This is a genomic window from Mangrovibacter phragmitis (assembly GCF_040429585.1).
Taxonomy (GTDB): Bacteria; Pseudomonadota; Gammaproteobacteria; order Enterobacterales; family Enterobacteriaceae; genus Mangrovibacter; species Mangrovibacter phragmitis.
The window spans coordinates 4,305,206-4,319,015 of sequence record NZ_CP134782.1 but is presented as its reverse complement, the minus strand read 5'-3'; the positions used below and the strand labels follow the sequence as shown (position 1 = coordinate 4,319,015).

Sequence of the window (13,810 nt, the reverse complement as noted above, 5' to 3'; positions counted from 1 at the left end):
CTGCGCCTGAGAGTGGCAACTGCGTCGTCGTGTGCGGCATAAAGTAACAGAAAAGAGGTTTTACTGATGACAGATAAGCGCAAAGACGGTTCAGGCAAATTGCTGTACTGCTCTTTTTGCGGCAAAAGCCAGCATGAAGTGCGTAAGCTGATTGCCGGGCCGTCAGTGTATATCTGCGATGAGTGCGTCGATTTATGTAACGACATTATTCGCGAAGAAATTAAAGAAGTGGCCCCGCATCGCGAGCGTAGTGCGCTGCCAACTCCCCATGAAATTCGCAGCCACCTTGACGATTACGTCATAGGCCAGGAACCGGCTAAAAAGGTGCTGTCCGTAGCGGTCTACAACCACTATAAGCGTCTGCGTAACGGCGATACCAGCAATGGTGTTGAACTGGGTAAAAGTAACATTTTGCTTATCGGGCCTACCGGGAGTGGTAAGACGCTGCTGGCTGAGACGCTGGCACGTTTGTTGGATGTTCCCTTCACCATGGCGGATGCAACCACACTGACCGAAGCCGGTTATGTGGGTGAAGACGTTGAGAATATTATCCAGAAATTGCTGCAAAAATGTGATTACGATGTGCAGAAAGCGCAGCGTGGCATAGTTTACATCGATGAAATCGACAAGATTTCACGTAAGTCTGATAACCCGTCCATCACCCGTGATGTGTCAGGTGAAGGTGTGCAGCAGGCGTTGCTGAAACTGATTGAAGGTACGGTTGCAGCGGTTCCCCCTCAGGGCGGGCGCAAGCATCCGCAACAGGAGTTTTTGCAGGTTGATACCTCAAAGATTCTGTTTATCTGTGGCGGTGCATTTGCGGATCTGGATAAAGTTATTGCCAATCGTGTTGAAACAGGTTCTGGCATTGGGTTTGGCGCGACGGTAAAAGGTAAGTCACAGAAAGCCAGTGAAAGCCAGCTGTTGGGGCAGGTTGAGCCAGAAGATTTGATCAAGTTTGGTTTGATCCCGGAGTTCATCGGTCGTCTGCCAGTTGTCGCAACTTTGAGCGAGTTGAGTGAAGAGGCGTTGATCCAAATCCTCAAAGAGCCAAAAAATGCGCTGACTAAACAATACCAGGCGTTGTTTAACCTGGAAGGTGTTGAGCTGGAATTCCGTGATGATGCGCTTGATGCTATTGCCAGAAAAGCAATGCAGCGTAAAACGGGTGCCCGTGGCCTGCGTTCTATTGTTGAAGCTGCTCTGCTTGATACTATGTATGACTTGCCATCTATGGATGATGTCGAGAAAGTGGTTATCGATGAATCTGTTATTTCGGGGCAGTCTGAACCGATGCTGATTTATGGCAAGCCAGAAGCACAACAGGCATCTGGCGAATAATTAATCATTCGTCAACAAGCAGTTACCAAAAAATGGGGGATTTAATCCCCCATTTATTTTTCGTGCCCGCCTGCCGTTGAATGTCCGGGAATTATCCCCATATACTGTTTTACTTGTTGGTGATGCCGTGAAGAGGGTTCACGAGCGCCTCATCACCTGGCGGAAACAATCGCCTGTATCATGGTGGTATGAACAGGTTAAAACTAAGAGAGAGCTCTATGAATCCTGAGCGTTCTGAACGCATAGAAATCCCCGTGTTGCCATTGCGCGATGTGGTGGTCTATCCGCATATGGTTATTCCGTTATTTGTCGGACGGGAAAAGTCTATCCGCTGCCTGGAAGCGGCGATGGATAACGACAAGAAAATCATGCTGGTGGCGCAGAAAGAGGCCTCGACGGATGAGCCTGGTATAAACGACCTTTTCACTGTCGGCACTGTGGCTTCTATTCTGCAGATGCTCAAACTGCCGGATGGTACGGTAAAAGTGCTGGTCGAAGGCTTACAGCGCGCACGGATCACGACACTCTCGGATAACGGCGAGCATTTCATTGCTCAGGCTGAATACCTTGAGTCTCCGGTGATTGAAGAGCGTGAACAAGAAGTCCTGGTTCGTACCGCCATTAATCAGTTTGAAGGCTATATCAAGCTGAATAAAAAAATCCCGCCGGAAGTGCTGACTTCACTGAACAGCATTGATGACCCGGCGCGTCTGGCTGACACCATAGCTGCGCACATGCCATTGAAACTGGCAGATAAGCAGTCCGTGCTTGAGATGTCTGATGTTAACGAACGTCTCGAATATCTGATGGCGATGATGGAATCGGAAATTGACCTGTTGCAGGTTGAGAAACGTATCCGTAACCGCGTCAAAAAGCAGATGGAGAAAAGCCAGCGCGAGTACTATCTGAATGAGCAAATGAAAGCTATTCAGAAAGAACTTGGCGAAATGGATGACGCACCGGATGAAAGCGAAGCGCTGAAACGCAAAATTGAAGCGGCGAAAATGCCGAAAGAAGCGCGTGAAAAAGCGGAAGCTGAGCTGCAAAAACTGAAAATGATGTCGCCGATGTCTGCTGAAGCGACAGTGGTTCGCGGTTACATTGACTGGATGGTTCAGGTTCCGTGGAATTCTCGCAGCAAAGTGAAAAAAGATTTGCGCCAGGCTCAGGAAATTCTGGATACCGATCACTATGGTCTGGAACGGGTGAAAGACCGTATTCTCGAGTATCTTGCTGTTCAGAGCCGCGTGAACAAAATTAAGGGGCCAATCCTTTGTCTGGTTGGGCCGCCAGGGGTAGGTAAAACCTCTTTGGGGCAGTCCATTGCCAAAGCCACCGGGCGTAAATATGTGCGTATGGCATTGGGCGGGGTGCGCGACGAAGCCGAGATTCGTGGGCATCGCCGGACATACATTGGTTCAATGCCAGGCAAGTTGATTCAGAAAATGGCGAAAGTGGGGGTAAAAAATCCGCTGTTCCTGTTGGATGAAATCGACAAAATGTCTTCTGACATGCGCGGTGATCCGGCTTCAGCATTGCTGGAAGTTCTGGATCCGGAACAGAATATCGCATTCAACGACCATTACCTGGAAGTGGATTACGATCTGTCTGATGTGATGTTTGTTGCGACATCCAACTCCATGAATATTCCGGCCCCGTTGCTGGATCGTATGGAAGTGATTCGTCTTTCTGGTTACACCGAAGATGAAAAACTGAATATTGCCAAACAACACCTGTTACCGAAACAGGTTGAGCGTAACGCACTGAAGAAAACTGAAATCAAGGTTGATGACAGTGCGATTGTCGGCATTATCCGCTATTACACCCGTGAAGCAGGCGTGCGTGGGCTGGAGCGCGAAATCTCCAAACTGTGCCGCAAAGCAGTGAAACAACTGCTGCTGGATAAGTCATTGAAGAAAATTGAAATCAATGGCGATAACCTGAAGGATTTTCTTGGGGTTCAGCGTTTTGACTACGGGCGTGCTGATAACGAAAACCGTGTCGGTCAGGTAACGGGGCTGGCATGGACTGAAGTTGGTGGTGACTTACTGACTATTGAAACTGCATGTGTTCCGGGTAAAGGCAAGCTGACCTATACCGGTTCGCTGGGTGAAGTGATGCAGGAGTCCATTCAGGCTGCCTTAACTGTCGTGCGTGCACGGGCTGAAAAGTTGGGTATCAACAGCGATTTCTATGAAAAACGTGATATCCATGTGCATGTGCCTGAAGGTGCGACACCAAAAGATGGTCCAAGTGCGGGCATCGCGATGTGTACAGCGCTGGTATCCTGCCTGACAGGTAACCCGGTTCGTGCAGATGTCGCTATGACCGGGGAAATCACCTTGCGTGGGCTGGTGCTGCCTATTGGTGGGCTGAAAGAGAAGTTACTGGCGGCTCACCGTGGTGGTATTAAAACGGTGCTTATCCCGGATGAGAATAAACGCGATTTGGAAGAGATTCCGGATAACATTCTGGCTGATTTGGATATTCATCCAGTGAAGCGCATTGAGGAAGTTCTGTCTCTGGCTTTGCAAAACTCACCGTTTGGAATGGAAGTCGTTAGCGCAAAATAGTGACCTGACGCAAAGAGTGCCTGGAAAAACAGGGCTGGCAGGTGAATTGTCACTTGCCAGCTTTTTTTTGCCTGGCTACTTTAGGACGCTGGCTGGGGATATGTCTTTCTCCTGACCAAATAAACATCGGGTTGGGAGTTGTAAGGGCATGGCAGGCCTGATATAACTGCTTCGCGGTCGTACTTTGAAGGATTCAGGTGCGATACAAAAAAAATAAACAGAGGAAGAGAAGAGTGAATAAATCTCAACTGATCGACAAAATTGCCGCAAATGCTGATATTTCCAAGGCTGCGGCTGGACGTGCATTAGACGCTTTGATTGCTTCCGTTACTGAATCCCTGCAGTCCGGGGACGACGTAGCACTGGTAGGTTTTGGTACTTTTGCCGTTCGTGAACGCGCAGCCCGCACGGGTCGTAACCCACAAACGGGTGAAGAAATTACCATTGCTGCTGCAAAAGTTCCGGGTTTCCGTGCAGGTAAAGCGCTGAAAGACGCGGTTAACTGATTAGCACCCCCGTCAGGGCGGGGCGCTGGCAAGTAAACAGCTTAAGGGCGCATCTAAGATGTGCCTTTTTTCTTTTCTGTATGACTTTCTGTGTTATACGGGCTGACAACTGCCCCGGTTTCTTTCACAATACGCTTTCGCGTGTAACGGCTTTGGGAAACTTACCCATGTACAACATGCCATTACACCAGGTTTTGTCACATTACAGCGGAGTGTTGTTACACCATGATGGACACGTTACGTGCGGCATCCAGCAATGTCGTACTCAAGATCATTCTGGGGGCAATTATCCTGTCATTCGTTTTGACTGGGGTAAGCAGCTACCTAATTGGCGGTAACAACGATTTTGCCGCAAAAGTTAACGGGCAGAAGATTGACCGTGCACAGTTTGAAAATGCAGTTGTTGCTCAACGCAGCAGCTTGCAGCAACGGCTGGGAGACCAGTATTCCGTGCTGGCTTCGAATGAAGGCTATATGCAGGAAATGCGTCAACAGGTTCTGCAGCGCCTGATTGATGAAGCATTGATTGACCAGTATGCAAAACATCTCGGTCTGAGTATCAGCGATGACCAGATTAAACAGAATATTTTTAACTCCCAGGCTTTCCAGGTAGACGGTAAATTTGATAACAATCGCTTTAATACCGTGCTGGCAAATGCCCGCTATACGCCAGAACGCTACGCAGAGAGCCTGCGCCACCAGCTTACGACTCAGCAGTTGATTGATGCGGTAGAAGGCACTGGGTTCGTTTTGCCTGGTGAAGTAAACCGGCTGGCTGCACTGGTTTCCCAAAAACGAGTTGTGCGTGAAGCTACCATCGATGTTAAAGCGCTGGCAGATAAACAGACTGCGCCAGAGGATGCAGTTAAAGCATATTACGGCCAGCACCAGTCACTTTACCTGGTACCAGAGCAATTCCGCGTCAGTTATATCAAGCTGGATGCTGCGGATATGAAAACTAACGTGACAGATGCCGATATCCAGGCCTATTACGATGAACACCGTGATGAGTTTACTCAACCACAGCGCGATCGCTACAGTGTGATTCAGACCAAAACGGAGAAAGATGCGCAGGACGTGTTGGATGCACTGAAAAATGGCGCTGATTTTGCCGCTCTGGCGAAAGAAAAATCCACAGATATTATTTCTGCCCGTAAGGGTGGCGACATGGGCTGGCTGGAGCCATCAACCACGCCGGATGAGCTGAAAAATGCCGGGCTGACTAAAAAAGGCCAGTTATCAGGTGTTATCAAATCTTCTGTCGGCTTCCTGGTCGCTCGTCTCGATGACATTCAGCCGGCTGTGGTTAAACCGCTCGCAGATGTGCGTGACTCAATCACGGCAAAAGTGAAAGGTGAAAAAGCGCTGGATGCCTATTATGCATTGCAACAGAAAGTCAGTGATGCGGCCAGCAACGACAACCAGTCTTTGGACGCGGCAGAACAGGTTGCTGGTGTTAAAGCGGTAGAAACTGGTTGGTTCTCACAAGATTCTGTTCCGGCTGAACTGAACTTTAAACCCGTTACCGATGCTATCTTTAACGGTGGCTTACTGGGGCAGGATGGTGCGCCGGGTAGTAACTCTGACATCATCACTGTAGATGGCGACCGTGCGTTTGTTGTGCGTATTGCACAACACAAAGCTGAAAGCACGAAACCGCTGTCAGAGGTGCATGACCAAGTTGTTGCTGCGGTGAAAATGCAGAAAGCCAATGAGCAGGCTCGTATTGAGGCCAGCAAGCTGCTCACTGAGTTAAAAGCCGGTAAAGGCGATGATGCCATGAAAGCGGCGGGCCTTAAATTTGGCGAAAAGCAAACTCTGACGCGTAGTGGTCAGGACCCGGTGACACGCGCTGCCTTTGAGCTACCGTTACCAGCGAAAGGTCAGTCTGTGTACGGTACCAGTAATGATTTGCAGGGTAATGTGCTTATTATTGCTCTGGATGCTGTTGAAGCTGGAGACATGCCTGAGGCGCAAAAAGCAGCAATGGCAAACCAGGTTGCCAGCAACAATGCGCAAATTGCGCTGGAATCGCTGCTCAATACCTTGCGTAAGGAAGCGAAAATCAAAGTCAGTGATGTTGTGCAACAACAGCAATAACATGCCTGCTCGCATTCTTTTGCAATAAGATGCAACACACAAGGGCCGCTTTCGCGGCCCTTTCCATTCCTGTAATTCACCGTTTGTGCTGCTGTTTGGTTCGGTTTACTGTTCCCGGGCTGTTAAAACACAAGGAGAAACGGCATGAAGACCAGTTTTAAATCTGCGGCTTTCGTTCTGGCTTTGGGTATGGGTGTTGGGATAGCGCCAACCTGGGCACAGCCTGAGCCACCTGTTCAGGCTACGGTCAGCACAACAGAAAAAGTCAGTATTAACCAGGCCAGCGCACAGGAATTAGCCAGTGCCATGAGTGGTATTGGCCTGAAGAAAGCACAGGCGATTGTTGAGTGGCGTGAGCAGTACGGCGCTTTTTCCTCCGTTGACGAACTGAGTGATGTACCAGGTATTGGCCATTCACTGGTTGAACGGAATATCGATCGCATCACATTGTGAATGTTGCGTAACTGTTAATTTTTGCCACAATAAGGAGGTCATACCAGTTGGTGTGGCCTCCTTACCTCATAACAACATAAAGGCATACAGGCTATGGTTATGCAGACTGAAATCACTGTTCGCGGGTTCCATTTGGATGTTTACCAGCATGTGAATAATGCACGTTACTTAGAATTCCTTGAAGAAGCCCGTTGGGCCGCACTGGAAGAAGAAGAAAGCTTTCGCTGGATGAGTGCACAAAATATTGCCTTTGTCGTAGTCAATATCAATATCAATTACCGGCGCCCAGCCTTGCTGGGGGAACGTTTACTGGTGACCAGTAAACTGCAACAACTCAATGGGAAAAGTGGTGTACTAAGCCAGGTTATTACACTTCAGCCTGGGGGCGAGGTGGTGGCGGATGCGCTGATTACATTTGTTTGTGTCGATTTGAAAAGCCAGAAAGCATTGTCAGTTGAAGGGGAATTAAAAGAAAAACTGATGCAGATGATTGGCTGAATTGCACTGGCATGCACCAGCATGCCAGTAGCTGTGCTGGTTTAACGCAGGCCTGTTTTTTGCTTCATTGCCGCCATGACAGCGGTTTTATCGGCCAGGTAGTGTTTCAGGCCATTGGCTCGCAGGTTACAGGCTGCGCATTCGCCGCAACCATCACCTTTAATGCCGTTATAGCAGGTCAGCGTTTCGGTGCGAATCAAATCGAGTTTTCCCCAGTAATCAGCCAGGGCCCAGGTTTGTGCTTTATCTATCCACATCAGTGGCGTTTCAAAGCGAATTTCACAGGCCATGCCGAGGTTAACGGCGTGGTTCAGCGCTTTCACGAATTCGTCGCGGCAATCCGGGTAACCGGAGAAGTCAGTCTCACATACACCGGTAATTACTGCTTCAGCTTTTACCTGCCAGGCATAAATAGCGGCCAGGGTTAAAAACAGAATATTACGCCCGGGGACAAAGGTATTAGGGATGCCACTGGCATTTGGGTCGTAATCCGGCACCGGAATGCTGTCCCGTGTCAGGCTGCTTACCGCCAGTTCATTCAGCAAACCAACATCCAGCACTTTGTGTGCTCTCGCACCCAGTTTCAGTGCCAGTTCACGGGCAATATCAATTTCAGCCCGGTGGCGCTGCCCATAATCAAATGTGACGCAGTGCACTTCGTCATACTGGTGTAGTGCCTGAATCAGGCAAGTAGTGGAGTCCTGCCCACCACTGAACACAACAACAGCACGTTTCATAGTAAACCTTGTAATAAGTAAAAACAGATAGGATATGGTAACGCGCCCGCCGCTGGCTCACCAGCTTCATGATAAGGAAGGTGCGGGTTTGTGTAAAAATGAAACCCGCACCATGCTGACTACTGGTTTTTCGTGGTGTGACCAGGCTTGCATCAGCACGATGGAAGCCGGCAGTCTGTTACTTCAATAAGGCCTGTAAAGCCAGGCGGGCTTCGCTAAGATTGCCAATGTTGGCCGCAACCCATTCAGGGTTGTAGTAACTTTCCAGATAACGCTCACCGCTGTCGCACAGTAAGGTAACAATTGAACCGGTTTGCCCGGCATCACGCATTTGTGCCGCAAGGCTCAGTACTCCCCACATATTAGTACCTGTGGATGCGCCCACTTTGCGGCCCAGAATGGTTTCAAGCCATTGCATGGCGACAATTGTGGCGCAATCTGGCACACGCATCATGTCGTCAATCACACCGGGAATAAACGACGGTTCCACACGCGGGCGGCCAATCCCTTCAATGCGGCTTCCGGTCTCACTCCGGCGCTGGTTGTCGCCATCCTGCCAGTAGTTCAGGAACACTGAGTTTTCCGGGTCGACAACCATCAGGCGGGTTTGATGCCCCTGGTGACGCAGATAACGCCCAATGGTTGCAGATGTTCCACCAGTGCCCGCGCTCATGACGATGTACTCCGGTTCAGAATAGGGTTCGCTTGCCATTTGGCGGAAAATACTGTCGGCAATATTATTGTTACCACGCCAGTCTGTTGCCCGCTCGGCATAGGTAAACTGGTCCATATAATGGCCGTTAAGCTCGCGGGCCAGTGTTTCTGAGGCATCATAAATCTGGCAGGGGCTGTCAACAAAATGGCAACGACCACCATAGAACGTAATCTGTTCAATTTTACGTTTGGCCGTGCAGGCAGGCATGACGGCAATAAAAGGCAGGCCAAGCAAACGGGCAAAGTAGGCTTCCGAAACTGCGGTGGATCCTGAAGAGGCTTCGATTATCGTGGTGCCTTCTTTTATCCAGCCATTGCATAACCCGTACAAAAACAGTGAACGTGCCAGCCGGTGCTTCAGGCTGCCTGTCGGGTGTGTGCTTTCATCTTTGAGATAAATATGGATTCCCGGAAATGCAGGAAGTGTCAGGCGAATTAAATGTGTATCAGCGGAACGCTGGTAATCGGCGTTAATTTCACGAATGGCGTGTGTTACCCAGTTATTCATGGCTCTGGCCCGTTTGTCAATTTGTGCTCAGCGTACCGCAACCTGGAGAAAAAAAAGTTGCTATTTTCTCTGCCATATTCAGTATTGAGAGAAAATATTTCTCTTTTGAGGTGGCTATGCTAGATAAAACGGACTGTCGTTTGTTGGCGCTACTGCAGGAAGATTGCACATACTCTTTGCAGGCGCTGGCGGATGCCGTTAATCTGACCACCACCCCCTGCTGGAAACGGCTGAAACGCCTTGAGGATGAAGGATATATTCTGGGTAAAGTGGCGTTGCTGAACCCGGAGCTTCTCGGGCTGAATCTCACGGCATTTGTGCTGATAAAAACACAGAATCACAGCAGCGAATGGTATAACCAGTTTGTCAATGTTGTTTCTGCAATGACTGAAGTGTTGGGGTTTTGGCGCATGGCGGGTGAATACGATTACTTGTTGCGTGTTCAGGTGGCGGATATGAAGCGGTTTGATGATTTTTATAAGCGTTTAGTCAACAATGTGCCTGGGCTGAGCGATGTCACTTCGAGTTTTGCCATGGAACAGATAAAATACACCACATCATTGCCACTGTAGGCACTCGTTCACTATTTGAACCATTTCATTCAACAAACTGGCTCGTGAAAGGCCAGTTTCAGGACTCGTTGCTGTGCGATTATTTGCTCAACTTCATTGGTACTTCCGCCGGGAATGGCGCCGTTATTTGGGTGCGGTAACGTTACTCATTGTGATTGCAATTTTGCAACTTGCCCCGCCTAAGCTGGTGGGGATTATTGTCGATGGTGTCACACTGGAACATTTCACTCTCAGCAAATTACTGCTGTGGATTGGGGTAATGGCCGTTATCGCGGTCGTGGTGTATTTACTGCGTTATGTCTGGCGGGTGTTGTTATTTGGCGCATCTTACCGGCTTGCGGTTGAGTTACGCGCGGATTTTTACCGGCAACTGAGCCGCCAGAGCCCGGCATTTTACCTGCGCCACCGTACCGGTGATCTGATGGCCCGGGCAACCAATGATGTTGACCGGGTGGTGTTTGCCGCTGGCGAAGGGGTACTGACCCTGGTTGATTCTCTGGTGATGGGCTGCGCCGTGCTGGTAGTGATGTGTACCCAGATTAGCTGGCAACTGACATTGCTGGCGTTGTTACCAATGCCTGTTATGGCGCTGGTTATCAAGCGCTATGGTGACCAGTTGCACCAACGCTTCAAACTGGCTCAGGCCGCTTTTTCCTCCCTCAATGATCGGACGCAAGAAAGTCTGACCAGTATCCGCATGATTAAAGCTTTCGGTCTCGAAGACCGCCAGTCTGCCTTATTTGCTGAAGATGCCCGGGATACCGGTGAGAAAAATATGCGTGTCGCTACGGTGGATGCCCGTTTTGATCCAACCATTTATGTCGCTATTGCAACGGCGAATATGCTCGCTATTGGCGGGGGAGCATGGATGGTCAGCCAGGGAATGTTGACGCTTGGGCAACTGACAAGTTTTGCGATGTACCTTGGGCTGATGATTTGGCCGATGCTGGCGCTTGCCTGGATGTTCAACATTGTGGAACGTGGCAGTGCTGCCTACAGCCGTATTCGTGATTTACTGGCGGAAAAACCGGTTGTGGAAGATGGCTCGCAGGTACTACCCGAAGGGCCGGGAACACTGGTTTGCCAGATCAATAGTTTTACCTGGCCGGGGAGTCAGCACCCACAACTCCATCAGGTTGATTTTACCCTGGCACCCGGGAAGATTCTCGGTTTATGTGGCCCTACAGGTGGCGGAAAAAGCACGCTGTTGTCGCTGGTACAACGCCACTTCGACACAGATGACGGTGATATCTCATTTCATGGTATGCCATTACGGCAGTTGCAGCTTAACAGTTGGCATCAACGGCTGGCAGTCGTCAATCAGACACCTTTTTTATTCTCTGACACGGTGGCAAACAATATCGCGCTTGGCAAACCCGGTGCCAGCCAGGCTGAAATTGAAGCTGTTGCAAAACTGGCCAGTGTGCATGACGATATTCTGCGCCTGCCTCAAGGTTATGAAACGGAAGTGGGTGAACGTGGGGTGATGCTCTCCGGTGGGCAAAAACAGCGTATATCTATTGCACGCGCACTTTTACTCAATGCTGAAATACTCATCCTTGATGATGCGTTATCTGCGGTTGATGGCAGAACCGAGCAGCAAATTCTGCATAACCTGAGGCAATGGGGCGCAGGGCACACATTGATTATCAGCGCCCACCGCTTGTCGGCGTTAACGGAAGCCAGTGAAATACTGGTTCTTCAACAAGGGAATGTGGCGCAACGCGGCCACCACTCTGAACTGACGAATCAGCAAGGCTGGTATCGTGATATGTACCGTTACCAACAACTGGAAGCCGCACTGGACGAAGAGGATGAAACCGGGGAGCAGGCTCATGCGTAACCCATCTCAACCTGCATTATGGCCGACACTAAAACGTCTTCTGGCCTATGGCTCTCCCTGGCGTAAATCTATCATCAAAGCGGTGATTATGCTGTGGGTGGCTTCGGCGGCGGAAGTGAGTGGCCCGGCCTTAATCAGTTACTTTATTGACCACCTGGTTGCGGAAAAACAACTGCCGCTGGCGATGATCGGCGGGCTGGCCGCCGCTTATATCCTGTTGCAGGGGCTGGCCGCATTGCTGCATTACACTCAGGCTTTGTTGTTTAACGAGGCGGCTGTGGGGGTTGTGCAACAATTGCGTACTGATGTAATGGATGCAGCGTTGCGCCAGCCAGTGAGTGCATTTGACACCCAACCTGTCGGTCAACTGATCTCCCGTGTGACAAATGATACCGAGGTTATCCGCGATTTGTATGTCACCGTGGTAGCAACTGTGTTGCGCAGCGCTGCATTAATTGGTGCGATGCTGGTGGCGATGTTCTCATTAAACTGGCGTATGGCGCTGGTGGCTATCGTTATTTTCCCTGCCGTTCTGGTGGTTATGCTGATTTACCAACGCCTGAGTACGTCAATTGTCCGGCGGGTACGCAGTTACCTCGCGGATATCAATGACGGTTTTAATGAAGCGGTTAATGGCATGGGGGTTATCCAGCAATTTCGCCAGCAGATGCGCTTTGGTAAAAAACTGGCGGATGCCAGTGAAGCACACTATGACGCGCGTATGCAAACCCTGAAACTGGAAGGCTTTCTGCTACGCCCTCTATTGAGCCTGTTCTCAGCACTAATTTTATGTGGGCTGTTGTTTCAGTTCGGGTATGCCGGTAATGGCGCAATTGAAGTCGGGGTGCTGTACGCCTTTATCAGCTATCTGGGGCGTTTGAATGAGCCTTTGATTCAGTTAACAACCCAGCAGTCGATGCTGCAGCAGGCGGTTGTAGCAGGGGAACGCGTATTTGAGTTAATGGACTGCCAACAACAGCACTATGGCCCGGATAACCAACCACTGGCATCCGGGCGTATTGATGTCTCTGAACTCTCTTTTGCCTATCGCGATGGTCAGAATGTGCTGCGTGATATTAACCTGCAGGCACCAGCGAAAAGCTTTATCGCTCTGGTTGGGCACACGGGCAGTGGCAAGAGCACACTGGCAAATTTATTGATGGGTTATTACCCGTGGTCACAAGGGGAGATACGCCTTGATGGCCGTCCGTTAGAAAGCCTGAGCCATAGTGTCCTGCGCAAAGGTGTGGCGATGGTGCAGCAAGATCCGGTGGTGATGGCTGAATCGCTATATATGAATGTGACACTGGGGCGGGATATCAGTGAAGAGCGTGTCTGGCAGGCGCTGGAGACCGTGCAACTGGCTGACCTTGTGCGCTCAATGCCTGAAGGTATTCATACCCAATTAGGTGAGCAGGGCAATACGTTGTCGGTCGGGCAAAAACAGTTGCTGGCACTTGCCCGGGTACTGGTTGATACCCCGGAAATACTTATTCTGGATGAAGCGACTGCCAATATTGATTCAGGCACCGAGCAGGCGATAGGGCATGCACTCAGTGCCTTACGCCAGCGAACCACTCTGGTCGTAATTGCTCACCGGCTTTCCACCATTACCCAGGCTGATACTATTCTGGTGTTGCACCGTGGGCAGGCAGTTGAGAGTGGCCGGCATGAGGCACTCCTGGCGAAGCGTGGGCGTTACTGGCAAATGTATCAGTTACAGTTGGCTGGTGAAGAATTAGCCTCCAGCAGCTATGAAGAGTCTGCTGTTATGTAATGCACCATTATCTGGCGAACATTTAACCCATTGCACTATTGGTGCAGTGTTTTTTATAAAAACGCACCAAAAAGGTGCGTTTTTATTTTTCAGGAATGTTCCTGGCGACAACATTGTTTCCGGTCTTTTCAGTTAACCCGCCTCTCACCTCATTAAGACGCTGAAAGTTGCTGATTTATACTTTTGGC

General features: G+C 50.0%; 11 protein-coding genes. 9 read left to right on the top strand and 2 right to left on the bottom strand.

Translation table 11 applies throughout. The features are described from left to right. Positions 1-66: 66 nt before the first annotated feature. From clpX to MPHASIOC01_RS20920, 6 genes are all read left to right on the top strand, one after another. Positions 67-1,341 carry an ATP-dependent protease ATP-binding subunit ClpX gene (gene clpX, locus MPHASIOC01_RS20945; protein WP_353613214.1) on the top strand — a complete coding sequence of 425 codons (1,275 nt, stop codon included), beginning with the start codon at positions 67-69 and terminating at the stop codon, positions 1,339-1,341. Between the two features lie 218 nt (positions 1,342-1,559). Continuing rightward, positions 1,560-3,914, top strand: a complete 2,355-nt coding sequence (lon, locus tag MPHASIOC01_RS20940; protein WP_064599263.1) for an endopeptidase La — start codon at positions 1,560-1,562, stop codon at positions 3,912-3,914. Positions 3,915-4,147: 233 nt separating this feature from the next. Continuing rightward, complete coding sequence (gene hupB, locus MPHASIOC01_RS20935; RefSeq protein ID WP_064599265.1) at positions 4,148-4,420, top strand: nucleoid-associated protein HU-beta; 273 nt, start codon at positions 4,148-4,150, stop codon at positions 4,418-4,420. A gap of 225 nt (positions 4,421-4,645) precedes the next feature. Beyond that, the gene (gene ppiD / locus MPHASIOC01_RS20930) at positions 4,646-6,520 is read left to right on the top strand and encodes a peptidylprolyl isomerase (RefSeq protein ID WP_064599266.1); all 1,875 of its coding nucleotides are present in this window, start codon (positions 4,646-4,648) and stop codon (positions 6,518-6,520) included. A 144-nt stretch (positions 6,521-6,664) separates the two neighbouring features. Next, the gene (locus tag MPHASIOC01_RS20925; RefSeq protein WP_353613213.1) at positions 6,665-6,973 is read left to right on the top strand and encodes a ComEA family DNA-binding protein; all 309 of its coding nucleotides are present in this window, start codon (positions 6,665-6,667) and stop codon (positions 6,971-6,973) included. A gap of 99 nt (positions 6,974-7,072) precedes the next feature. Further along, a complete protein-coding gene (locus MPHASIOC01_RS20920; RefSeq protein WP_353613212.1) occupies positions 7,073-7,471 on the top strand; it encodes a YbgC/FadM family acyl-CoA thioesterase in 399 nt (132 codons plus the stop codon). 41 nt (positions 7,472-7,512) lie between these two features. On the opposite strand, the gene queC is transcribed toward MPHASIOC01_RS20920, so the two are convergent. After that, entirely contained in the window at positions 7,513-8,208 is a 696-nt protein-coding gene (queC, locus tag MPHASIOC01_RS20915; RefSeq protein ID WP_064599270.1) for a 7-cyano-7-deazaguanine synthase QueC, read from the bottom strand. A 178-nt stretch (positions 8,209-8,386) separates the two neighbouring features. Further along, the gene (locus MPHASIOC01_RS20910) at positions 8,387-9,430 is read right to left on the bottom strand and encodes a PLP-dependent cysteine synthase family protein (RefSeq protein WP_064599272.1); all 1,044 of its coding nucleotides are present in this window, start codon (positions 9,428-9,430) and stop codon (positions 8,387-8,389) included. Positions 9,431-9,546: 116 nt separating this feature from the next. On the opposite strand from MPHASIOC01_RS20910, the gene MPHASIOC01_RS20905 reads away from it, so the two are divergent. The 3 genes from MPHASIOC01_RS20905 (at position 9,547) to MPHASIOC01_RS20895 (ending at position 13,622) form a co-directional block, all read left to right on the top strand. Next, positions 9,547-10,002, top strand: a complete 456-nt coding sequence (locus MPHASIOC01_RS20905) for an Lrp/AsnC family transcriptional regulator (RefSeq protein ID WP_064599274.1) — start codon at positions 9,547-9,549, stop codon at positions 10,000-10,002. 73 nt (positions 10,003-10,075) lie between these two features. After that, positions 10,076-11,845, top strand: coding sequence for a SmdA family multidrug ABC transporter permease/ATP-binding protein (locus MPHASIOC01_RS20900; RefSeq protein WP_353613211.1), 1,770 nt, complete (start codon positions 10,076-10,078; stop codon positions 11,843-11,845). Beyond that, the gene (locus tag MPHASIOC01_RS20895; RefSeq protein ID WP_353613210.1) at positions 11,838-13,622 is read left to right on the top strand and encodes a SmdB family multidrug efflux ABC transporter permease/ATP-binding protein; all 1,785 of its coding nucleotides are present in this window, start codon (positions 11,838-11,840) and stop codon (positions 13,620-13,622) included. The genes MPHASIOC01_RS20900 and MPHASIOC01_RS20895 overlap by 8 nt, the downstream gene beginning before the upstream one ends. Positions 13,623-13,810: the final 188 nt, after the last annotated feature.